Source organism: Streptomyces sp. NPDC046887, from assembly GCF_040644755.1.
GTDB classification, from domain to species: Bacteria; Actinomycetota; Actinomycetes; order Streptomycetales; family Streptomycetaceae; genus Streptomyces; species Streptomyces lichenis.
The window spans coordinates 32,160-54,101 of the sequence record NZ_JBEYXH010000026.1 but is presented as its reverse complement, the minus strand read 5'-3'; the positions used below and the strand labels follow the sequence as shown (position 1 = coordinate 54,101).

Annotated in this window: 20 protein-coding genes and 1 pseudogene; 11 read left to right on the top strand and 10 right to left on the bottom strand. The window is 71.8% G+C overall.

The window, feature by feature from the left end:
• Nucleotides 1–40: 40 nt before the first annotated feature.
• The 4 genes from ABZ945_RS22520 to ABZ945_RS22505 all read right to left on the bottom strand — a co-directional run bounded on the left by ABZ945_RS22520 (nucleotide 41) and on the right by ABZ945_RS22505 (nucleotide 3,139).
• On the bottom strand, nucleotides 41–607 hold the full coding sequence (locus ABZ945_RS22520) for a GNAT family protein (protein ID WP_361272314.1): 567 nt from the start codon (nucleotides 605–607) through the stop codon (nucleotides 41–43).
• Nucleotides 604–1,227 carry a lasso peptide biosynthesis B2 protein gene (locus ABZ945_RS22515; RefSeq protein WP_361272311.1) on the bottom strand — a complete coding sequence of 208 codons (624 nt, stop codon included), beginning with the start codon at nucleotides 1,225–1,227 and terminating at the stop codon, nucleotides 604–606. The genes ABZ945_RS22520 and ABZ945_RS22515 overlap by 4 nt, the downstream gene beginning before the upstream one ends.
• Entirely contained in the window at nucleotides 1,224–2,927 is a 1,704-nt protein-coding gene (locus tag ABZ945_RS22510) for an albusnodin/ikarugamycin family macrolactam cyclase (RefSeq protein ID WP_361272309.1), read from the bottom strand. Before ABZ945_RS22510 ends, ABZ945_RS22515 begins: the two co-directional genes overlap by 4 nt.
• A gap of 77 nt (nucleotides 2,928–3,004) precedes the next feature.
• Entirely contained in the window at nucleotides 3,005–3,139 is a 135-nt protein-coding gene (locus ABZ945_RS22505; RefSeq protein WP_361272306.1) for an albusnodin family lasso peptide, read from the bottom strand.
• A gap of 211 nt (nucleotides 3,140–3,350) precedes the next feature.
• On the opposite strand from ABZ945_RS22505, the gene ABZ945_RS22500 reads away from it, so the two are divergent.
• A complete protein-coding gene (locus ABZ945_RS22500) occupies nucleotides 3,351–4,697 on the top strand; it encodes a tetratricopeptide repeat protein (RefSeq protein ID WP_361272303.1) in 1,347 nt (448 codons plus the stop codon).
• A gap of 37 nt (nucleotides 4,698–4,734) precedes the next feature.
• Nucleotides 4,735–4,839, top strand: a pseudogene (locus ABZ945_RS22495) (GNAT family N-acetyltransferase); the annotation flags it as partial.
• Between the two features lie 113 nt (nucleotides 4,840–4,952).
• Here the strand turns inward: ABZ945_RS22495 and ABZ945_RS22490 are convergent.
• Nucleotides 4,953–5,396, bottom strand: coding sequence for an ATP-binding protein (locus ABZ945_RS22490; RefSeq protein WP_361272300.1), 444 nt, complete (start codon nucleotides 5,394–5,396; stop codon nucleotides 4,953–4,955).
• Between the two features lie 173 nt (nucleotides 5,397–5,569).
• On the opposite strand from ABZ945_RS22490, the gene ABZ945_RS22485 reads away from it, so the two are divergent.
• From ABZ945_RS22485 to ABZ945_RS22475, 3 genes are read left to right on the top strand one after another with little or no spacing between them, the layout of a single operon-like run.
• On the top strand, nucleotides 5,570–6,424 hold the full coding sequence (locus ABZ945_RS22485; protein ID WP_361272297.1) for a Scr1 family TA system antitoxin-like transcriptional regulator: 855 nt from the start codon (nucleotides 5,570–5,572) through the stop codon (nucleotides 6,422–6,424).
• A complete protein-coding gene (locus ABZ945_RS22480) occupies nucleotides 6,421–6,666 on the top strand; it encodes a DUF397 domain-containing protein (RefSeq protein WP_361272294.1) in 246 nt (81 codons plus the stop codon). Before ABZ945_RS22485 ends, ABZ945_RS22480 begins: the two co-directional genes overlap by 4 nt.
• Nucleotides 6,663–6,959: a DUF397 domain-containing protein gene (locus ABZ945_RS22475; protein ID WP_361272291.1), complete on the top strand. Its 297-nt coding sequence runs from the start codon at nucleotides 6,663–6,665 to the stop codon at nucleotides 6,957–6,959. Before ABZ945_RS22480 ends, ABZ945_RS22475 begins: the two co-directional genes overlap by 4 nt.
• Here the strand turns inward: ABZ945_RS22475 and ABZ945_RS22470 are convergent.
• Nucleotides 6,956–7,450, bottom strand: coding sequence for a MarR family transcriptional regulator (locus tag ABZ945_RS22470; protein ID WP_361272288.1), 495 nt, complete (start codon nucleotides 7,448–7,450; stop codon nucleotides 6,956–6,958). The two genes, ABZ945_RS22475 and ABZ945_RS22470, sit on opposite strands and share 4 nt — an antisense overlap.
• A 148-nt stretch (nucleotides 7,451–7,598) precedes the next feature.
• Here ABZ945_RS22470 and ABZ945_RS22465 point away from each other — a divergent pair, with 148 nt between their 5' ends.
• Nucleotides 7,599–8,858 carry an FAD-dependent monooxygenase gene (locus ABZ945_RS22465; RefSeq protein WP_361272285.1) on the top strand — a complete coding sequence of 420 codons (1,260 nt, stop codon included), beginning with the start codon at nucleotides 7,599–7,601 and terminating at the stop codon, nucleotides 8,856–8,858.
• Here the strand turns inward: ABZ945_RS22465 and rfbD are convergent.
• Genes rfbD through ABZ945_RS22450 form a run of 3 tightly spaced genes read right to left on the bottom strand, consistent with a single transcriptional unit; the run spans nucleotide 8,822 to nucleotide 11,798 of the window.
• The gene (rfbD, locus tag ABZ945_RS22460) at nucleotides 8,822–9,730 is read right to left on the bottom strand and encodes a dTDP-4-dehydrorhamnose reductase (protein ID WP_361272282.1); all 909 of its coding nucleotides are present in this window, start codon (nucleotides 9,728–9,730) and stop codon (nucleotides 8,822–8,824) included. The genes ABZ945_RS22465 and rfbD overlap by 37 nt on opposite strands.
• Entirely contained in the window at nucleotides 9,727–10,734 is a 1,008-nt protein-coding gene (rfbB, locus tag ABZ945_RS22455) for a dTDP-glucose 4,6-dehydratase (protein WP_361272279.1), read from the bottom strand. The genes rfbD and rfbB overlap by 4 nt, the downstream gene beginning before the upstream one ends.
• The gene (locus ABZ945_RS22450) at nucleotides 10,731–11,798 is read right to left on the bottom strand and encodes a glucose-1-phosphate thymidylyltransferase (RefSeq protein WP_361272276.1); all 1,068 of its coding nucleotides are present in this window, start codon (nucleotides 11,796–11,798) and stop codon (nucleotides 10,731–10,733) included. The genes rfbB and ABZ945_RS22450 overlap by 4 nt, the downstream gene beginning before the upstream one ends.
• A gap of 193 nt (nucleotides 11,799–11,991) precedes the next feature.
• Between ABZ945_RS22450 and ABZ945_RS22445 the strand changes: the two genes are divergently transcribed.
• From ABZ945_RS22445 to ABZ945_RS22425, 5 genes are all read left to right on the top strand, one after another.
• Nucleotides 11,992–13,347, top strand: a complete 1,356-nt coding sequence (locus tag ABZ945_RS22445; protein ID WP_361272273.1) for a glycosyltransferase family 39 protein — start codon at nucleotides 11,992–11,994, stop codon at nucleotides 13,345–13,347.
• A 170-nt stretch (nucleotides 13,348–13,517) separates the two neighbouring features.
• The gene (locus ABZ945_RS22440) at nucleotides 13,518–15,011 is read left to right on the top strand and encodes a bifunctional glycosyltransferase/class I SAM-dependent methyltransferase (protein WP_361272407.1); all 1,494 of its coding nucleotides are present in this window, start codon (nucleotides 13,518–13,520) and stop codon (nucleotides 15,009–15,011) included.
• A gap of 130 nt (nucleotides 15,012–15,141) precedes the next feature.
• Complete coding sequence (locus tag ABZ945_RS22435; RefSeq protein ID WP_361272271.1) at nucleotides 15,142–15,516, top strand: EamA family transporter; 375 nt, start codon at nucleotides 15,142–15,144, stop codon at nucleotides 15,514–15,516.
• A 90-nt stretch (nucleotides 15,517–15,606) separates the two neighbouring features.
• Nucleotides 15,607–17,862: a CDP-glycerol glycerophosphotransferase family protein gene (locus ABZ945_RS22430; protein ID WP_361272269.1), complete on the top strand. Its 2,256-nt coding sequence runs from the start codon at nucleotides 15,607–15,609 to the stop codon at nucleotides 17,860–17,862.
• On the top strand, nucleotides 17,859–19,535 hold the full coding sequence (locus ABZ945_RS22425; protein WP_361272266.1) for a glycosyltransferase family 2 protein: 1,677 nt from the start codon (nucleotides 17,859–17,861) through the stop codon (nucleotides 19,533–19,535). The genes ABZ945_RS22430 and ABZ945_RS22425 overlap by 4 nt, the downstream gene beginning before the upstream one ends.
• Before the next feature lie 65 nt (nucleotides 19,536–19,600).
• On the opposite strand, the gene ABZ945_RS22420 is transcribed toward ABZ945_RS22425, so the two are convergent.
• Nucleotides 19,601–21,901: a bifunctional glycosyltransferase family 2 protein/CDP-glycerol:glycerophosphate glycerophosphotransferase gene (locus tag ABZ945_RS22420; protein ID WP_361272263.1), complete on the bottom strand. Its 2,301-nt coding sequence runs from the start codon at nucleotides 21,899–21,901 to the stop codon at nucleotides 19,601–19,603.
• Between the last annotated feature and the right edge of the window lie 41 nt (nucleotides 21,902–21,942).

The window sequence follows — 21,942 nt, the reverse complement described above, 5'->3', positions numbered from 1 at the left end:
CCGGGCACCATCGATCACCAGGCGGCCGGACGCCGGACGGTCAGCGCTCGACGGCGGCGCTCACGGCGGACGGGCCGGGGAACTCCTCGGCCAGCGCGTCCATGATCAGTTCGTCCACGGGCTTGCCGAGCCAGAATCCCGATTGGCGGAGCCGTCCGGACGGGCGGAACCCCGCCTTCTCGTACGCGCTGACTCCGGCCGCGTTGGGCTCAAGCACCTTGAGCCAGACCATGCGCAGGTGGGCCAGGTGAAACGCCCAGTCCAGCGTCAGGCGAGCCGCTTCCGTGGCGTGCCCCTTCCCGCGCTCCTCAGGGGCGAGGACGATCACGAACTCGGCCGTACGGCTGTAGGTGTTGACTTCCAGGATCGTCAGTCCCACGGGCACACCGTCGTCCAGTCGCACGACCTCGAACTGCTGATAGCGCTCGTTTCCTCGCTGGCGCTCGTACCCCGCGGCGCGTACTTCCCAGGACTGCGGCCACTGGTTTCCGTATCCGAGGATCGTCCGCGGGTCGTTCTCCCAGGCGTGATACATCGGCAGCATGTCCTGGCGGGGCATCGCGAGGGCGAGCGTTTCACCGTTCAGCAGGATGTGCGGGTCACTCATGGTCGTACCTTCCTGGTGGTCCGTGCCGGTCCGGGCCCGTCCGGGGTGTAGGTGGGGTGATACAGCGTGGTGTCCGCCGGTTCCTCGACCGGGGTTCCGTCCGCGTCGGCTATCCAGGCGTGCAGCCGCACGGGGTCGAGAGCCACCCCGTGCCGCCACTCGGCGCGGCGTCGAGCGACCGTCAGCATCAAGGCGGCAGCCGTGGAGTCCTCCAGGCATGCCCAGCGCATCGGCAAGAGCTGTGCGGCCCAGCGAACGGCGCGCACAGCGTAGCGAGCCTGAGACGTCGTGGCCGGAGGCAAATCGCGCCCCGAGCACGCGAGGCGGACGAGCCGAGCGAACCGGTTTCGGCGACGCCCGACCGCCCACGTGGTGGCGGTGGCCAGAACAACCGGCACGGCAATGACCCGCCACCGCATCGGCACCGGGGCCGGGGCCGGCAGGTCCGCCGACTGTTCGACCGTCCCCCACGTCATCACGGCGTCCGGAAGGTCAACGACGCTCGCACCCAGAGCGGTTACCGCGTCCGATGTGGGACGTAGCTCGGTCATGCCCGTGTCGTAATCGATCACGACTGACGCGTGAGAGGCACGGGCGACCACGGTGTTGGTGCGGCTCACAGCGCTCCCGGCGGGGTCGGAGTGGTCTGCGTCCACTCGGTTCCGGGCGTGCGCTCGACTGCCTCCAGCCATGCCTCCGCAGCGAGGGCGGATAGCAGCGGGGGCCATGTCGTCGCCGCACCGAGAGCGGCCGCGTGAACCGTCGCCCGCAGTGGCGGCGGGGTGACGAGCCCGAGGGCCGCCAACCGACCATCCGCGAGGCCGAGTACACGACGGCGGTTGGCCCGTAGCCCCAAGTGGAAGTCGCCGACCATCAAACCCTTGGCCGCTCTTCGGCGGTGTGCGTCGGGCAGCAGATCGGCGAACGTGTCCGCAAGCATCGGCTTGTACCGTCGAGCCGAGTACCGCTGTTCGACAGGGGCCGAGACCACCGCGTCCAAGACCGCCCCGTCGAAGTAAGGGTTGTGCAGAGCCACACCGACCGCGTCCGCAAGCTGGATCTCCGCATACGCCGACCGTGCCACGGTGCGCAGCTCGGCCACCAGTACCTGGTCCGCGTGGGGTCCGGTGGGGGCGTCCACTCGCGGCACGGGCGCGGTGAGCCACTTCGGTCCCCCGAGATCCGGTCGGCCGATGCGGGAAGCGTCGCCTCGCAACGCGGCACCGATCAATGGGAGGGGACTTCGACGACGCAGCCGAGCCCAGTCCCGGGCATCCCCGAACATCCGGACCCAGTGCCCGTCACGCGCGAGGCCCGCCAGGTGTGCAGGCGGGCGTAAGAACAAGTTGTCTCCGCCATCGCCGGTCAAGTGGCAGAGGAAGCCCGCGGCGGCGAAGGTGCCGAGCTGGTCCGAGAACATCGACCACACCGCCGTTGACGGAGCAGGCTCGTCCGTTGCCGGCAATGGCACGTCGGTCGCCGTGAACGGCAGATGCCGTATGCCGAGCGGGAACGGTGCTCGGGTCAGGTTCGGGACGGTCAGGGCTTGGGCGTACTGCATGTCTCCGCCACTGGTGACGTTCGCCGGATGCGCGGTGACGCCCGTAATCGGCCCGTGCTGCGCGGCGAGCAGCGTCACCGTGGTCGAGTCCATGCCCGCAAGGTCGCTGGTCGCGGGCACCCCTTCCACCCGCACCCGGACACCCTCGCCGAGCGCCCGCCGAAGTGCTGCCGACGCCTCATGCGGCGGACGCCGTGTCGGCCTCCACCACATGGACAGCGACGTTCCGCCCTCGGTGTCAAGCGTCAGCAGGTGCCCGGCGGGAACCGGCGCGACCCCCGCCCACGCGCTAAGTCCCCTTGCGGAATTGTGCCTGTCACGGAGGAACGCGGCGAGCCACCAGGTATCGACGCGTCCACCGGCGAGCGGGGACAGCGCGAGGGAGCTGGACCCCCACACCGTTCCGTGTGGGGTGTTGACGGTATAGAGGGGCGAGGCTGCCCCGGCGTCCGCAAGAACTTCCACACGCCCCCACTCAGCCAGCCGAACAACAGTGTGGGAGCCCGACCACGTCCGCGCGACCGCCGCAAGGTCGGTGGCCATCAGGGCACGGGTCAAGTCGTGTCGGGTGGCCGAGCACGGGCCGAGTACAGCTATTCGTGCGATGCCCAATTCCATGGTCCGTAAGTGCTCGGGATGCCACTCTCCGCAGACCCACAGCGCAGGGTCACGCCAGAGCAGACGTGCCCCCATGGGCGTGGCGGCTGGACGGTTGCCTGGTGAGCTGCCGCCGTACCACCGCGCCTTGTGTTCCTCCATCTCGCCACCTCTCCCGCTACCGGAAACGAGCGGCCCCCGTGAGGTTTGCTCCCGCCGGGGGGCCGCCCTGCGCTCGATCAGTCGTACGGGGTCTGCTTCGACTCGACTCCCGAGTCTGCGCCGCCACGCGTCAGCGCGGCAGCGTCACCCAGAACGATGACTGCCGGAACTTCCGACTCGTCGGCTGTGTCCGTGGTGAACTCCTGGTCCATGCGTGCTCTCCCTCCTCTCCAAGCGCGATGGGGCGCTTCTCCCTCCGCCGAGTGGGGGCACCCACTCTGACCGCCGGAGGAAGCCAGGACAGACCTTCCGCCCTCGGTCCCAGACAATCGTGTGATCACGCCTGGCGGTACTGTCGGGAAGGGCGCAGGGATTAAGACCGTTAAGTGCTTAACGCGGCCGTACATGGGGAGTTGAACGGCCATGGGCACCAGCGAGCCGAACACGGCATTACAAGGTCTGCTCCGCGAGACCGGGTGGACGCTGCGGCAGTGTGCGCAAGCGATCAACCGGATCGGAACCGAGCGAGGCACCCCGAAGCAGTACCGTGCCCCGTCCGTTCACCAATGGTTGAGCGGGAGTCACCCGCGCGAGGATGCCCGTTCGCTGATCTTGGAGGCATTCGCCCGACGGCTTGGGCGACCCGTCACCTACGTGGATGTTGGCTTACCGGTCCCTGACAGTAGGACGCAGAAGACATCCTCCAGCATGGTTGACGGGATCATTGATCTCGGAAGGCTGGACATGGACCCATCCCGTCGTGGCGTGCTCAGCGTCGCTTTGTTCTCCGTGGCGTTGACCATCCCCGAGTGGCCGGACGTGGTGGGGAGGATGGAAGCTGTCCAGAAAGGCACGCGGACCCGTATCGGCATGTCCGATGTGCACACGGTCTCTGCCATGACGGAACAGCTCTCGTCCATGGACGACCAGTTCGGTGGCCGTACCGCTCGGCCTCTCGCCGCAAGCTTCCTGGTGAATACGGTCGCCCCGCTCCTCTGTACAGACGGCCCTGAGGACGTGCGGAAAGCCATGATGTCCGCAGCTTCCGACCTCTGCTACCTGACGGGGTACATGGCTGTTGACGAGGGTTTGCACGGCCTGGCGCAGCGCTACTACCTGAAAGCGCTGGAACTCGCGGGAGCATCGGAAGATCACCTGACGTACTGCACCACGCTCCGGGGCATGAGCGTGCAAGCTGTGGACCTTGGTCAAGGTCCGATGGCCCAACGGCTCGCCGATGCTGCGGCAGCATCCTCCCCGCAGGCCGGCCCGCGGATGCGCGCCTTCCTCGCCGGTCAGCAAGCACACGCAGCCGCGCAGATCGGGGACCGGCGGTCCGCCCTCATGTACCTGCGGGAAGCCGAAGTGGCCATGGACAAAGCAGAGTCCCGCGGAAAGGTCTTCGGCTCGTACGACCCCGCGTCGCTCAGTTACCACACCAGTCAAGTGCGCTTCGAAATGGGGGATGTGCAGGGGGCGGTTGCGGCCATGCAGATGTCGGACCGGCTTCGGTACAGCGTCTATCGACGGACGCGCGTCAAAGAACGGGCGATCCTCGCCGAGCGGCAGCTGTCCATAGGGCACCTTGAAGCCGCCTGTCAGACGTGGGCCCTCGCTCTGGACGACTACCCCCTCGTCAACTCGGGCCGCATCGACCAGCGCATGACGGACATGTTCCACCTGATTCGGCCGCACATCCGCAACCATGAGGCGCAGGCGCTGTATGAGCGAGCCCGCACGGTCGTTCATCCCGAGCTGATCCCGGTGTGACGAATGCCGTGGCCGGGCGGCCGACAGGTTGCCCGCCATGACCGCACTGGGCTTCCTCGCCTGGCCGCCTCCTGCTCCGCTTCGGACCGAACGGCTCGTACTCCGCGAGCCCCAGGCCCGGGATCGCGCGGCGTTCATTGATCGGCCTGGTCACGCTCGACCGGCGCGGTGCGGAGCGCCGGGGCCACATCCGCCCGGACGCCGAGCAGTGATGTGGCGTGCGGTCCTTGGACCAGGGCGCATCCTGACCTGAGCTCAGGAGGGATCCCGCCGTCGCAGCGAGCACTCGGCCCACACCGTCTTGCCGGGTCCCTGCCGCTCGTCCACGCCCCACCGCTCGCTGAGCGCCGCGACCAACGCCAGCCCGTGGCCGTGGACTTCCTCCGGGTCGGTACGGGGTGCCGGGCGGCCCTCGTGGGTGTCCGCCACCTCGATACGGAGCCGGGCCGACGGCTCCTCGTAGACCAGCCGCAGCGCGAAGTCCCGCCCGGGGACACGCCCGTGCAGCACGGCGTTGGACGCCAGCTCCGCCACGACGAGCGTCACGCCGTCGAACCCGTACGCCCCGCGCGGCACGCCCCACTCGGTGAGTTGGTGCGCGGTCAGCAGTCGGGCGAGGCGGGCGCCCCGGCGGGTGGAGGAGAATCGCTGGGCGAACGTACGTACGGTGACCGGGGGTTGGGTCTCAGTGTGTGCCATGCGGTCAGCGTGATGGGGCGGATGTGCTGGTCGGGAGGGACGGCGGAGACACAGATCCGTTTGTGTCTGCTGACCCTATGGACTGTGTGCGTGACGGTGCGTGAGCATGGGGCGGCGCGGCTGGAGTGATCGGTAGGCCGCGCCTCCTCCTGTGCGGAAAGGCGGGCCCACCCATGATGGCGGAGAACGACGGCGAGGCGTGGCGCGCCCAGGGCGAATCGGAACCGCCGGAGGCCCTGCGGACCTTTGGCAGGGTGTTGAAGGCATTAAGGGAGGAAGCCGGCCTCACCCGCGAACAGTTCGAGCCTCGGGTGCGGTACTCCGTTTCGTACATCGCCAAGATCGAGCAGGGTAGGCGCTTTCCGCCGAAGGACCTGATCCCAAGGGTGAGGGACAGCTTGGGGCCCGGTCCGGCTCGGGTGCTCGATGCTGCCTTCGGAGCGCTGACTCGGAAGGCGGGACTCGCCTCGCGGTTTCTGGCATGGGCGGATATCGAGGCGGAGGCGCGCTCGCTGTTCGCCTACGAGTGTCGGGCCATTCCGGGCATGCTTCAGCCCGAGCCTTACCTGCGAGCCATCTTCGATCGACAGCTGCCTCCGCTCAGTGGCGAGCAGGTGGAGCTGCAAGTCACCTCGCGCCTGGCCCGGCAGGAGCTGTTCTCCAACCGGCCGAACACCGACTTCTCCTTCATCGTTGAGCAAGGTCTGCTGGAGCGGATGTTCGGTGGGCCCGCCGTGCAGCGAGCTCTTCTTGACCACATGTTGGAGGTAGGGCGCCTGCGCAACGTGGAGATCCAGGTGATGCCGTTGCGGCACGAGGATCATCACGGCTTCGAGGGACAGGTCTACCTTGCTGAAACCCCCGAACATCAGTGGCTCGGCTACATCGAGGCCCACGAAACCAGCTTGCTCATCAGCGATCCGAACACCGTCAGCGCCATGCTCATGCGCTATGGAAAGATGCGCTCACAGGCTCTGAGCCCTCAGGCAACCAGGAGCCTGCTGGAGCAGATGCGAGGAGCGCTATGAGCACCACGGAACTCGACTGGTTCAAGAGCAGCTACAGCGGTAGCGGCGGTGACAACTGCGTCGAGGTGGCCCTTTCCTGGGCTAAGTCCAGCTACAGCGGCGGTGGCGGCGACAACTGTGTAGAGGTCGCCGCCTGCCCCACCTCCATCCACGTCCGCGATTCCAAGGACACCGCACGGCGGCCCTTCTCGGTCGGTCCGGAGGCGTGGGCGGCCTTCACCGCCTTCGCGGGGGAGCGGTGAGCGCCGTGGAGCTCGACTGGTTCAAGAGCAGTTACAGCGGCGGTGGCGGCGGTAACTGTGTTGAGGTGGCGCTCTCCTGGACCAAGTCCAGCTACAGCGGCGCAGGTGGCGGCAACTGCGTAGAGGTAGCCCTCCCTTGGGCCAAGTCCAGCTACAGCGGTGACGGCGGCGACAACTGCGTTGAGGTCGCCGCCTGCCTCGCCACCGTCCACGTCCGGGACTCCAAGGACACCGACCGCACCCCCTTCACCGTGGCCCCCGCCGCCTGGTCCGCCTTCATCGCGACGCTCTAGTCGCCCTCGCCCTCGCCCTCCCGTGAGAGCCGCGCCGTCACATCGTCGGCGAAGCGGCCCAGGAGGCGGGCGAGGTCGTCGCGGTCCTGGTCGGGCCAGTGGGCCAGGGTGTCGGTGAACCAGCCCAGTATCGAGGTCATATAGCGGTCCACCGCCTCCGTGCCGGCCTCGGTCGGCTCGATGAGGCTGGCCCGGCGGTCGAGCGGGTCGGCGACGCGGCGTACCAGTCCGTGCTTCTCCAGGGACTGCACCTGGCGGGTGATGTGCGGGCCCACCACCTGCATGCGCTCGGCGATCTCACCGACCCGTAGGGCCCCGTCGGCCATGCGGAGGGTCAGCAGTACGCCGACGGCGGGGCGGTCCAGGCTCAGCGCGGCCGATTCCATGGCGCGCTCGACCAGTCGCCCCTTGGTGATGGCGGCGCTGAGCTGGGTGATCCGGGGGAGCACCGTCAGCAAGTCCTCGCGGCGATCCGGTTCCGGTGCGGGCATCGGTCAGGCTCCTCTTGCATACCTAACTTAGGTATCTATATGGTGGTGGGGTCGGCGGCGCGAGCGAGGGCTCGGTGCGGCCGCATAAAGGATACCTAAGGTACGTATCTGGCGCCGAGCCTGGCTCGGTGGAAGGGGTCACACCATCATGGGTCGCATAGCCGGAAACAGCTCCCGTACCGCCCGCCGTCGGGTCCTGATCTCGGGGGCCAGCATCGCGGGGCCCGCGCTCGCCTACTGGCTCGACCGGTATGGCTTCGAGGTCACCGTCGTGGAGAAGGCCGCCGCCGTGCGCGGAGGCGGGTACGCCATCGACATCCGGGGCACCGCCCGGGAGGTGGTGGACCGGATGGGGCTGCTGCCGCGTCTGCGCGAGGCGCATGTCGGCACCCAGCGGATCACCTTCGTGGACGCGGAGGGCGGGGAGATCGGCTCGTTCGAACCGGAGCAGGTGACCGGCGGGCACGTCGGGCTGGACCTGGAAGTCCGGCGCGGGGACCTGGCGGACGCGCTCTACACCCCGCTGCGGGACCGGGTGGAGTTCCTGTTCCGCGACTCGATCGCGGCGCTGGAGGAGGGGGACGGGGAGGGGGTGGACGTCGTGCTGGACAGCGGGGTCCACCGCCGCTTCGAGCTGGTGATCGGCGCGGACGGACTGCACTCGAACACCCGTCGGCTGGTACTCGGTCCCGAGGAGCCCTTCCACCGCTACCTCGGGCATGTCTTCGCCGGCTTCACCCTGCCGAACGAGTTCGGGCTCGCCCATGAGGCGCGCGTCTGGAACGAGCCGGGGCGCAGCGCGGTCCTCTACGCCCATGAGCCGTCCGAGCCGGTGCACGGCTTCCTCACCTTCACCCGCGAGGACCCGCCCTTCGAGGCGTTCCAGAACCCGAAGGCGCAGCGCGACCTGGTGGCGGAGAGCTTCCCGTACCAGGGGTGGCATGTACCGCGCCTGGTGGCGGCGATGCGGGAGGCCGACGACCTGTTCTTCGACGTGGTGAGCCAGATCCATCTGCCCGCCTGGTCGCGCGGCCGGGTCGCGCTGGCGGGCGACGCGGCGCACGCGACCTCGTTCCTCTCCGGCCAGGGGTCGAGCGTCGCGCTGGTGGGGGCGTACATCCTGGCGGGGGAGCTGGCCACCCACGACGAGCATGGCGCGGCGTTCGCGGCGTACGAGGAGCGGATGCGGCCCTTCGCCGAGCGCAACCAGGCCTTGGCCGACGGCGGGGGCACGGTGGTGACGCCGACGACGCGCGAGCAGCTTGATGCCCGTAATGACGTGTTGCGGGGACGGGGGCTCGCCGCGAGCGGGCTGGTGACGGAGGGCGCGGAGGAGGGGCGCGCGGCACACTCGGGCCTGGTGCTGCCCGACTACGCGGGGGCGATCGGGGCGGTGGCGGGGGACTGAACGGCCTCGGCCGGGGGCGCCGCCGCCATCGCCGGTACCGCCTCCGCCAGCGCCTCCCGCCAGTCCCGTAGCGGCGCGAGCCCGGCTTCCGCCCAGCGGGCGTGACCGAGGACGCTGTACGCCGGGCGGGCGGCGGGGCGCGGGTAGGCGGCGCTCGTGGTGGGGCGGACCCGGTCCGGGTCGGCACCGGCCAGGCGGAACACCTCCCGGGCCAGGTCGTACCAGGACGCCTGGCCCGAGGCGGTGCCGTGGTAGACCCCGCCGGGGGCGCCGGAGCGGGCCAGGGCGACCAGCTGCCCGGCCAGGTCGGCGGTCCAGGTGGGCTGGCCCACCTGGTCGGTGACCACGTCCACGTAGGGCCGGGCCCGCTCCAGGTCGAGCATGGTCCGGACGAAGTTCCGGCCCCCGGCCCCATACAGCCAGGCCGTACGGACGACATAGCCGCGCTCCGGGAGCAGGCCGCGCACTGCCCGTTCGCCGGCCAGCTTGGTGCGGCCGTAGGCCGAGCGGGGCGCGGGTGCGGCGGACTCCGGGTAGGGGGCGGTGGCGTCGCCCGCGAAGACGTAGTCGGTGGAGAGGTGCACCAGGGTCGCGCCGGACTCGGCGCAGGCGGTGGCCAGATGGCGTACCGCCGTGCCGTTCACCGCCAGCGCCTCCGGCTCCCGGGACTCGGCGTCGTCCACGGCCGTCCAGGCGGCGCAGTTGACGACCTGGTGGGGGCGGAGGGCCGCCACGGTCTCCCGTACGGCCGACGCGTCGGTCAGGTCGAGGGCGGTGCGGTCCAGGGCCACCGCGTCCTCGCCGAGGGCACCGAGCGCGGCGAGGACGTCCCGGGCGAGCATTCCGGAGGCGCCGGTGACCAGCCACCTCATCGGCCTGCCTCCGTACGGGTCATCAGCGGGCCCCACCAGTCGCGGTTTCGCCGGTACCAGGCGACCGTCTCGGCGAGGCCCTTGGCGAAGTCCGTGCCCGGGCGGTAGTCCAGCTCCTCGCGGATCTTCGTCCAGTCCACCGAGTAGCGGCGGTCATGGCCCTTGCGGTCCTCCACGTGGACCACCTGGGACCAGTCCGCGCCGCAGGCGCCGACGAGCAGGGTGGTCAGTTCGCGGTTGGTCAGCTCGGTGCCGCCGCCGATGTTGTAGACCTCGCCCGCCCGGCCCCGTACCCGTACCGCCTCCACCGCCCGGACATGGTCGTCCACGTGCAGCCAGTCGCGGACGTTCGAGCCGTCGCCGTAGAGCGGGACCGTGCCGCCCTCCAACAGGCGGGTGGTGAAGAGCGGGATGACCTTCTCGGGGAACTGGTACGGCCCGTAGTTGTTGGAGCAGCGGGTGACCCGGACGTCCAGGCCGTGGGTGCGGTGGTAGGCGAGGGCGAGCAGGTCGGCGGAGGCTTTGGATGCGGCGTAGGGGGAGTTGGGGGCCAGCGGCTCGGACTCGGTCCAGGAGCCGGTGTCGATGGAGCCGTACACCTCGTCGGTGGAGATATGGACGAAGGTGCGCATCCGGTGGCGCAGGGCGGCGTCCAGGAGGGTCTGCGTACCGAGGACGTTGGTGCGGACGAACTCGGCGGCGCCCAGGATCGAGCGGTCGACGTGGGACTCGGCGGCGAAGTGGACCAGGTCGTCGTGGTCGGCGGCGAGGCGGTCCACCAGGTCGGCGTCGCGGATGTCGCCGTGGACGAAGGTGAGGGCGGGGTGGTCCGCTACGGGGGCGAGGTTGGCCCGGTTCCCGGCGTAGGTGAGGCGGTCCAGGACGGTGACGGAGACGTCATCCGGGCCGGTGGGGCCGAGCAGGGTCCGGACGTAGTGCGAGCCGATGAAGCCGGCTCCGCCGGTGACCAGAACGCGGGATCGGGACTTCTCAGGGAGGGTCATGAGGAGATCTGCACCTTGCTGTGGTCGCCCAGGACCAGCCGGTGTGCGGCCGGGATGGGGGGAGCGGGGGTGATTTCGACGTTACGCCCGATGAGGGAGGCTTCGACCCGCCCCACGCCGTGCACACTGGAGCCGCTGAGGACGATGGAGTACTCGATCTCGCTGTCGGTGATCCGGCAGTCCTCGGCAATCGAGGTGGACGGGCCGACATAGGAGTTGACGACGGTGGAGCCCGCGCCGATGACCACCGGGCCGACGATCCGCGAGCCGCGCACGGTGGCCCCGGCGCCGATCGAGACCCGGCCGATGATCTCGGTGGCGGCGTCCACCGTGCCTTCGTTCGAGGGGGGAAGCAGCTCCAGGACGCTGCGGTTGACCTCCAGCATGTCGGCGACGTTGCCGGTGTCCTTCCAGTAGCCGGAGACGATGGTGGAGGTCACCGTGCGCTGGTGGTCGATCAGCCACTGGAGCGCATCGGTGATCTCCAACTCCCCGCGCGGGGACGGGGAGATGGCGCGTACGGCCTGGTGGACGGCCGGGCTGAAGAGGTAGACCCCGACGAGGGCGAGGTCGCTGCGCGGGGCGGCGGGCTTCTCCTCCAGCCTCACCACCCGCCCCTCCAGGTCCAGTTCGGCGACGCCGAAGGCGCGCGGGTCGGGGACCTTGGTGAGCAGGATCCGGGCGTCCGGGCGGGTGGCGCGGAACTCCCGCACCAGGTCGGTGATCCCGCCGACCACGAAGTTGTCCCCGAGGTACATCGCGAAGTCGTCCTCGCCGAGGAAGTCCCGGGCGATCAGCACCGCGTGGGCCAGGCCCAGCGGGGCGGCCTGCGGGAGGTAGGTGACCTCCAGTCCGAAGCGGGAGCCGTCGCCGACGGCGGCCCGGATCTCCTCGGCGGTGTCCCCGACGATGATCCCGACCTCCCGGATCCCGGCGGCGGCGATCGCCTCCAGGCCGTAGAAGAGCACCGGCTTGTTGGCGACCGGGACGAGCTGCTTGGCCGAGGTGTGGGTGATGGGGCGCAGCCGGGTGCCCGCGCCGCCGGAGAGTACGAGTGCTTTCACTGCTTACCTGCCTGCCCTGGCCACCGGGTGGGCCGTCGCGTGATCGGCGTTGGGTGTGGAGATCCGTTATGTGTGTTTATGTGTTAAGTGTGGTGATCGGCCCTTCGTGGGGGCTCGCTCGCGGCACCGCGTGGTGCCGTTGGTATGCCGTTGTTATTGCTACGTTCGCACCATGAACGGCCGAATGTCAGTTATGTCCGGATCTGAGCGTAGGGCGTGGCTCCTGGTCGCCGGAGTCGCGACGGCCGCGTTCCTCGCCAAGATGGCCCTCGCCGCCCAGACCCGGGGGCCCGCCGACGTACGCTTCTTCTGGGGGTTCGCCCGGGCCATCGCCCGCACCGACCCGGTCCGCGTCTACGCCGAGCCGCTGCCCTGGCTACCGGTCTACAACCACCCGCCGCTGGCCAGCTGGATGCTGCTGGTGATGGAGAAGCTGGCCCAGCTGCACGTCCCCTGGCGGCCGTTGATCCGCTTCCCGGCCTGCCTCGCCGACCTGGTCACCGTGCTGCTGGTGTACGCCATCGTCCGGCGGCGCGCGTCACTGCGTACCGCCGTGCTGTGCGCCCTCGGCGCCGCCCTCTGCCCGGTCCTGATCGCCACCAGCGGCTACCACGGCAACACCGACTCGGTCGCCGTGATGTTCGCCTTCGCCGCCGCCTGGCTGCTGGTCGACCGGAAGATGCCGCTGGCCGCCGGGCTCGCCGCCACCCTCTGTATCAGCGTCAAACTCATTCCGGTCGTCGCCGTGCCGCTGCTCTTCGCCGCCGCCTGGCGCATCGGCGGACGCCGGACCCTGGCCCGGTTCACCGTCGGCTCCGGGGCGCTGTTCGCGCTGATCTGGGGCCCGCCGCTGCTCCTGGTCCCCGGCGGACTGAAGGCCAACGTCCTCGAATACGCGGGCGGGAACTTCAGCTTCTGGGGCATCGTCAGATTCGCCCGCTGGGGCGGGGTGCCCGAACCGTACGTCCAACTGCTGCGCGGCGAGGGCCACTGGCTGATCGTCGCCGCGATCATGGCCGTCGGGGTCTGGCTCGCCTGGCGGCGCCCCGCCGACACCCCGTACGCCGTCGCCGTCACCCTCGCCCTGCTCCTGCTGCTCTCCACCGCCTCCGGCGTCCAGTACCTCGCCTGGCCCGCCGCCGGACTCTTCGTCATCGGGCTCTGGCAGGGCCTGGCGTACGGCATCGTCGTCGGCGCGGTCACCGCCTCCGTCTACTCCGGGCAGCGCCCCGTCCACTGGACCACCACCGAGATGGCCTTCGGGGCGCTCGGGTGGGCGGTGCTGGCGGCCTGTGTCGCCTCCGCCCTGCTCCCGGTGGCGGTACGCGCGGCAGCGGCGGCCGGACTACGGGATGTCTTCTGCGACGCCCTGCGGGACGCCGTACGCGCCCGGCGGCGCGGCGGCACGGCCTGGGCCCCGTACGAGCCCCACCTCCCCGGCTCCCCGTACGAGCCCCACACCCCCGGCTCGCACGCCCGCGTCCCCGCGCCGCCGCACGCCCGTGCTCACGACCACCCCCTGACCCGTACCAGCCCCACCGGAGAGTGAGGAAGACCGTGACCGAAGTCCACGCCGGAGTCGGCGGAACCGGGGCCACGCCCACCGAGGGCCACGTCCCGGGCAGCCGCAGCAGCACCGAAGCCGCCACCGAGACAGCACCCCAGGACCCCGGTGGGCCCGCCGCCCCGGGCACGGCCGAGCCGCGCATCGGCATCCTGGTGGTCGCGTACAACGCCGAGACCACCCTCGAACGCACCCTCGACCGCATCCCCGCCGACTTCCGCCCCCGCATCGCCGAGATCCTCATCCTCGACGACGCCAGCCACGACGCCACCTTCACCGCCGGCACCCGCTGGTCCCAACTGGACGGCATGCCGCCCACCGTGGTCATGCGGCACACCAAGAACCTCGGCTACGGCGGCAACCAGAAGGCCGGCTACCGGCTCGCCGCCGAACGCGGACTCGACATCGTCGTGCTGCTCCACGGCGACGGCCAGTACGCCCCCGAGATGCTGCCGCAGATGGTCGAACCCCTGGTCCGCGGCGAATGCGAGGCCGTCTTCGGCTCCCGGATGATGCGCCCCGGCGACGCCCTGCGCGGCGGGATGCCGCTCTACAAATGGCTCGGCAACCGGGTGCTCACCCGGCTGGAGAACGGCCTGCTCGGCTCCGAACTCACCGAGTTCCACTCCGGCTACCGCGCCTACCGGGTCGACGCCCTGCGCCGCCTGCCCATCGAGCGCAACACCGACGACTTCGACTTCGACACCCAGATCATCGTCCAGCTCGCCGACGCCGGGATGCGCATCCGCGAGATCCCCATCCCCACCTACTACGGCGACGAGATCTGCTACGTCAACGGCATGCGGTACGCCAAGGACGTCGTCAAGGACGTGGTGGAGTACCGGCTCGCGAAGAAGGGCTTCGGCACCTGCGACTGGATCCCCAAGCCCGCCGCGTACGCCTTCAAGGAGGGCGACGGCTCCTCGCACGCCGTCATCCTCGCCGCCCTGCGGCGCCTCCCGCCCGGCCGGGTGCTGGACGTCGGCTGCTCCGGCGGGCTCTTCGCCGAACGCCTCGAAGCCCTCGGCCACACCGTCACCGGCGTCGACTGCGTGGAGATCGAGGGCGTGCAGGCCCGCTGCTCCGGCGGCTTCCACCTGGCCGACCTGGAGGACGGACTCCCGGCGGCGGTCGGCGGCGGCTACGACTACGTGGTCGCCGGGGACGTCGTGGAACACGTCTCCCGCCCCGAACGCCTCCTCGCCGAACTGCGCGGCGTACTGCGCCCCGACGGGCGGGTGCTGCTCTCCGTCCCCAACTTCGGCCACTGGTACTCGCGGCTGCGGGTCGCCCTCGGCGCGTTCGACTACGACCGGCGCGGCATCCTGGACGAGACCCATCTGCGCTTCTTCAGCCGCGCCAGCCTGCGCCGCACCGTCCGCTCCGCCGGATACGACGTGCTCTCGCTCGGCGCCACCGGCGCGCCCTTCTGGTCCGTGCTCGGCGGCGGCCCCGCGGCCACCGCGCTGAGCGGCGCGTCCAAACTGCTGACCCGCCTCCGGCCGACCCTCTTCGGCTACCAGTACGTCGCACTGCTCACCCCGCATGCGGCCCGCACGCTCATCGCTGGGGAGCACATCGATGTCCAGGACGTCCTCAACCGCCAGTACGTCCCCGACGACCGCCCCCGCTCTTCCGCCCGGGTCTGACGGAGCCGGTGCCGGTACGGGGGCCGACGGGGCCGGCGCGGGGCCCGCCCCACTGGCGGCGCCCCGCCCCCGTACACCCTCCGTGCCCCTCACCCCTCCCCCCGCCCCCGCGCCCGGAAGGCGGACCGCCTTGAACCTGTCCAGCCTGCTGCTCCTGCTCTTCGCCGTGTTCTCCTCGGCGGCCGGGCAGATCATGCTCAAGCACGGGATGAAGACCGCCGCCGCCAGCGCCGCGACGGTCGGCGGCTCCCTCGCCGCACGGGCCGCCACCACCCCGTGGGTGATCGTTGGCCTGACCGTCTTCGCGGCCTCCGCCGTCGCCTGGATGTCCACCCTGGCCCGGGTGCCGCTGTCGATCGCCTATCCCTTCAACGCCCTCGGCTACCTCGTGGTGGTCCTCGCCGCCGTCGGCCTGCTCGGCGAGCGCACCTCGCCCTGGACCTGGGCCGGCTCGCTGCTCGTGGTGGCCGGCCTGGTCACCGTCTTCTACGGCCAGCGGAGCTAGCCCCTGGCCGACCAGGGCCCCACCGATCCGACCCGATCCGACCCAACTCGACCGACCCGACTCGACTCGCGAAGGAGGCGGCCCGCCGCCATGCCCACCCTCAGCGTCATCGTGTCCGGCCCGGCGCCCCTGGGGCGGTTCCGGGCCTGTCTGGACAGCCTCACCACCCAGCACTCCGACGAACTGGACCTCGTGGTGGCCGTCCCCGAGGACGACCCGGCCGCGCTCGCCCTCGCCGCCCGCCGCGAGCTGGCCGACCCCCGGCTGACCGTCCTCACCGTCCCCGCCGGGACCACCGCGGCCGCCGCCCGCGCCACCGCCTTCCGGTCGGCGCGCGGGGAGTACGTGCAGTTCCTCGACCCGGCCACCGACCGCCTCCCACCCGGGGCGGCGGGCGCGCTCGCCGAGCGGTTCTCGATCTCCCTCCCCGATGTCCTGCTCTGCGACCACCTCACCGCCCACTGGTGGGACCCCGCCGTCCCCAGCGCCGCCACCGACCTGCTCACCTCGGCCCCGGCCACCACCACCCTGGCCGACCACCCCGAACTGCTGGACGTGCCCCCGCTCCTCGGCGACCGGGTGATCCGCCGGGGGCTGCTCACCGCGCACCGCGGGCTGCTGGGCACCGACGGGCATGACGCGCTCTATCTGTCGTACGCGGTCCTGCTGCTGGCCCGGACGGCCGCCCGCTGCGGCACCGTCGCCCTGGTCCGCCACCGCGACCGACCCACCCAGCGCGACAGCGGGACCGGGACCCCCCTCGCCGTCTTCGGCCAGTACGAGGCGCTGCACCAGCTCGCGGTGGCGGCCGACGCACCCGCCGCCGTCCGGGCCCGCCTCTACGACCGGATGACCGCCGACTACCTGACCACCCTGGCCCGCCGCGAGGAGCTGCCGCCCGCGCTGGTCGGGGAGTTCTTCGGCCGCGCCGCCCGGCACACCGCCGAGTACCGCCCCGCCGGGCACCCCCGCCCCGCCGGGCTCGACGGCGTACGGCACCTGCTGCTGGCCCACCGCTCCCACCTCGGCTACCGCCTGCTCCGCGCCGCCAACGACCGCCGCCGCGGCGCCCGTTCCCTCGCCGGAGCGGCGGCCGGGCGCACCGCCGCCGCCCGTACCGCCCTCCGGCGCCGGATCGCCCTCGCCCGCCCCCTCGATGCCGACCTGGCCGTCTTCTCCGCGTACTGGGGGCGCGGGGTGGCCTGCAACCCGGCCGTCATCGCCGCCGAACTCGCCGAACTCGCGCCCGACATCCGCCGGGTGTGGGTGGTGGAGCCCGAACACGCCGAGCTGCTGCCGCCCGGCACCGACCATGTGGTGCCCGGTAGCCGCCGCCACGCCGAGGTGCTGGCCCGCGCCAAGTACCTGGTCAACAACGTCAACTTCCCCGACGGGGTGCGCAAACGGCCCGGCAGCGTGCACCTCCAGACCCACCACGGCACCCCGCTCAAGCACATGGGCGTCGACCTGCACGATCACCCCGCCGCCGCCCAGGGCCTGGACTTCGACAAACTGCTGGAGCGCGTGGACCGCTGGGACTTCAGCCTCTCCGCCAACCCGCACTCCACCGAGGTCTGGCAGCGCGCCTACCCCTCCGGCTACCGCTCGCTGGACTACGGCTATCCGCGCAACGACGTCTACTACCGGGCCACCGCCGCCGACGTCCGCGCCGCCCGCGCCCGCCTGGGCCTCGCCCCCGGCACCCGCGCCCTGCTCTACGCGCCCACCCACCGCGACCACGAGGCCCGCCCCGTGCCCCGCCTGGACCTCCACCGCCTGGCCGAGGAGCTGGGCGAGGACACCGTGCTCCTGGTGCGCGGCCACTACTTCCACGCCCCCGACCCCTGGCCCGCCGGGCTGAAACGTGCCCACCCCCGGGTGCTGGACGTGACCGGGTGGGACCCGGTGGAGGATCTGGCGCTCGCCGCCGACGCGCTGGTCACCGACTACTCGTCGATCATGTTCGACTACGCCAACCTGGATCGGCCCCTCGTGCTGCTCGCCGACGACTGGGAGACCTACCGGGCCGTGCGCGGGGTCTACTTCGACATCACCGCCGATCCGCCCGGGCCGGTCGCCCGCGGCCAGGACGAGCTGACGGCCGTGCTGACGGACGGCAGCTGGTGCGACGAGGCCGCCGCCAAGCTGCGGCACGACTTCCGGCTCCGCTTCTGCGCCTACGACGACGGGCGGGCCGCCGAGCGGGTGGTGCGCCGGGTCTTCCTCGGCGAGGGCGAGGAGAGCCTGCCCCCGGTGCTCCCGCTGGCCCGCCGCACCCCGGCCCCCACCCCCGAGCAGGCCGCACGCGAGACGGCACCCGTGCCGCACCAGGAGGCCTCCCGATGACCACCGCCCCCGGCATGACCGTCCCCGAGGTGACCGTCATCGTCATCGTGTACGACGACGCCGAGCGGCTGCCCCGGGCGATCGCCTCGGTGCGGGCGCAGACGCACCGGGCCCTGGACATCCTGGTGGTGGACGACCACTCCACGGACGCCACCCCGCAGGTGGCCGCCGAGCTGGCGGCGCGGGACCCCCGGATCCGGGTGCTGCGGCTGGAGCGGAACAGCGGCGGGTGCAGTGTCCCCCGCAACCGGGGGCTCGCCGAGGCCCGCACCCCGTTCGTGATGTTCCTGGACAGCGATGACGAACTGCCGATCAAAGCCGTGGAGTTGCTGCTCGGAGCCCATGGGGGCGAGGAGGAATACGCCGATTTCACCATGGGGGCCGTGGAGCGGGTGCGGCCGGGCGGCGGGGCGGTCTCGCGGTGGATGCCCGCGCTGTTCCGGCAGCGGCGCACGGTGCGCGGGATCGAGGACGAGCCGGGGCTGCTGTTCGAGCCGCTCTCCACCAACAAGATGTACCGCCGGGAGTTCCTGGACCGGCACGGGCTGCGCTTCCCCGAGGGCCTGCACTACGAGGACCAGCTCTTCAGCGCGCAGGCCTACACCCTGGCCCGGGCGCTGCGGATCATCACCGAGCCGGTCTACCGCTGGTATGTGGACTCCACGGCCCGCCCGGGGGCGGCGACCATCTCCAACCGCCGCCATCTGATGGCCAACGTCCGCGACCGGGTGGCCATCGCCCGCCGGATCGACGCCTTCCTCGCCGAGCAGGGCGTCTCACTCGCGGTGCGCCGAGAGCGGGACTTCAAGTTCCTCTCGCACGATCTGCGGTTGTACGCGGGAGACCTGCCGTACCGGGAGACGGAGTGGGTGGCCCAGTTCGCCGCCGAGGTGCTGCCGTGTGTGGAGCCGCTGTCGGCGGACGCGTTCGAGCGGCTGGGGCGGGTGGACCGGGCGGTGCTGGGGCTGCTGCGGGAGGGGCGGTACGAGGAGGCCCGGCAGGCGGCGCGCGGCCTCACCCATGAGGTCGGTCCGCGCGAGACGGCCACCGGCCCGGACGGGCGGGTCTACTGGGGCGACCGGGTCCCCGGCTCGGCGGCGGCCCGCGCCGATCTGGACGTGACGGAATGGGATGTGGCGGGCTGTCCGTTCGCGGCGGCGCGGTTCCGGCACGAGATCACGACCGTGGAGCCGGACCGGGCGGGCGGGGCGGTGGAGTTGGTGATCCGGACATACGACCCGGGGCTGCGGCTGCCGCTGGCCCCACTTGCCGCCTGCCTCCATCTGGCCCCGGCCGGGCGGTGGTTCACCGTGCCGCTTCGGATGGACCCGGCCGGGCGGGGGGTCTTCGCCGGGACGGTACGGCTCCGCCCGGCCGACGCCGCCCTCCCCGCGTACGGCTTCCGGGGCGTACGCCACCCGGTGCTGGAGCTGCTGCGGGGCAGCGGTCCCGGGCGGCGCGGCAACACCGGGGTGCTGCTCGCCCCGCTGGACTTCGCCCCCTTCGAGCTGCCCGGCGCCGCCCGCCACCGGGTCCTGGTCGAGCCCGAGGGCCGGGGCGCCGGCCGCCTCCAACTGCGCTGGCGCCCGGCTGGGGCGGTGGGCCGGCTGCTCACCCCCGTACTGCGCCCGGACCCGGTACGGCGGGCGGCCCGCCTTCTCGTACGCGGCTGAGGTCGGCCGTACGGGGGTGAGGATGGCCGTACGCGGCTGAGGTCGGCCGTACGGGGTGAGGCCGGTCAGTCCGGGCGGGGGGCCGGGAAGACGGGGGCGGCTGGGGGGTCGGTCGGGCCCGGGCCGCCTACCGGGACTTCGGCCGGCTCCGTCCCGAGGGGCTTTCCGGCGCCGCCCAGGGCCGGGGCGGGGTGGCGGGCGTCCAGGGGGGTGACGGGGGCCAGGGCCTCGGCGGGTTCGCCGAGGAAGAGGTGGCGGACCACCCGTTCGGCGGCCCGGCCGTCGTCGTGGGGGCAGAAGCGGGCCCGGAAGGCGGCGCGGAGGCGTGCCGCGCGGGTGTCCCGCCAGCGGTCGGAGGTGAGGAGGGCGATCAGCTCGTCCTCGTCGTGCGCGACCGCGCCGGGTGGGCAGGCGGTGATGTCGAGGTAGGTGCCGCGGGCCGCCCGGTAGGCCTGGTCGTCGGGGAGGTGCAGCACGATCGGCCGGTCCAGGGCGGCGTAGTCGAACATCAGCGAGGAGTAGTCGGTGAGGAGGGCGTCGGAGGCGAGGCAGAGGCGTTCGACGGAGGGGTGGGCGGAGACGTCGATGATCCGGGGGTCGGACCAGGTCAGCGGGGTGCCGTGGGTGGGGTGGGGGCGGGCCAGCACGGTGTGGCCGGGGCCGAGCGCGGCGAGCAGCCGGTCCAGGTCCAGCAGCTGGGGCTGGGGGTGGACGTAGTCGCGGTGGGTGGGCGCGTAGAGGAGTGCGGTGTGGCCCTCGGGGATGCCCAGGGACTCGCGGAGCAGCGCCACCTCGGTGGCGGTGGCGCGGTGGAAGAGGTCGGCGCGGGGGCTGCCGTACTCCAGCAGCCGGTACGCGGCCGGGTAGACCCGCTGCCAGACCAGGCTGGAGTGCCGGTTGGCGGAGAGCAGATGGTCCCAGCCGTCCACCGAGGCCAGCAGCCGGGTGAAGTCCATGGTGCGGGCGGCGGCGGGGCGGTGCATCAGGTCCAGGCCCATGTGCTTGAGCGGGGTGCCGTGCTGGGTCTGGAGCAGCAGTTGGCCGCGCCGTTTGACCAGCCGGCGGTCGAAGTTGACGTTGTTGATCAAGTAGCGGGAGCGGGCGAGTGCCGTCCAGTAGGCGGCGGTGCCGGGGGTGATCCGCCGGGTGCCGGGCGGCACGGTGTGGGCGTGCGCCGGGTCGCAGATCCAGCTGGTGCGGATATGCGGGGCGAGTTCGCGCACCCGTTCCTCGATGGCGGCGGGGGAGCAGGCGTACCCCCGGTGCCAGGAGGCGGCGAAGACGGCCCGGTCGGGGCGGACGGGGAGGAGCAGCTGGGTGCGGTAGTGGAGTTGGAGCAGGGCGCCACGGGTGAGGTGGGCGAGGACGGCGGTGTGGCGGAGGGCGGCCTTGAGCAGGGTGCGGGCGGCGACCAGGGCGGTGAAGGCCCGCCGGCTGCCCAGGCGGACCAGGGCGTGCCGCAGCCGGGTGGTGGCGCCCGGCGTGGCGCCGGGGGTGCGGTAGCGGCGGTAGTGGGCGCGGGCGCGGCGGAAGAACCGGGCCCGGGAGCCGCGCGGCAGCCGGCCGGGGGCGGTGAAGACGGAGGTGAAGTGGTCGGCCATCCGCCGGAAGAGCACCGGCCGCCAACGGGCCAGCTCGGGCCGGGAGTCCAGGAAGGCGAAGACCCGGTCGTACTGGTCGAACAGCTCGAAGTGGCGGACACTGGTGGTGCGCAGGATGGAGCCGGTGCGGCGCTGCCGGTAGTGGACGCAGACCCGGTCCAGGGTGGCGATGGTCCCGGCGGCCATCAGCGCCGGATAGGTCCAGGGGGTGTCCTCGTAGAAGCCCGGCGGGAAGGTGAAGCCCTCGCGGCTGAGGAAGTCGCGGCGGTACGCCTTGTTCCAGACCACCATCAGCACCCGCAGCAGCCCGGGGCGGTCGGTGAGCGGGAAGGGGGCGGGCCCGTCCTGGTGGAGGTAGGTCCGGAACTCGTGGCGGACGGTCTCCCCGGACCAGTACACCCGGGCGTAGTCGAAGACCAGCAGCTCCGGGTCGCCGGTCTGCTCCAGCCGCTCGGCGACGGCCCGCAGCGCCCCGGGGACGAAGGTGTCGTCGCCGTCGAGGAAGAGGACGTAATCGCCGGTGGCCCGGGCCAGTCCGGCGTTGCGGGCGGGGCCCAGGCCGGCGTTCTCGGGGAGGTGGACGGCGACGACCCGGCGGTCCCGGGCCGCGTACTCGTCGATGACGGTGCCGCAGCCGTCGGGGGAGCAGTCGTCGACGGCGATCAGCTCCAGGTCGTCGAACGACTGGCTGAGCACCGACTCCAGGCACTCGGGCAGATAGGCCTGGACCTCGTACGCGGGAACGATCACGCTGAACCGGGGCATGGACCGGGAACGCCCGTCGGGCGGGGCCGGTTACGCCGACG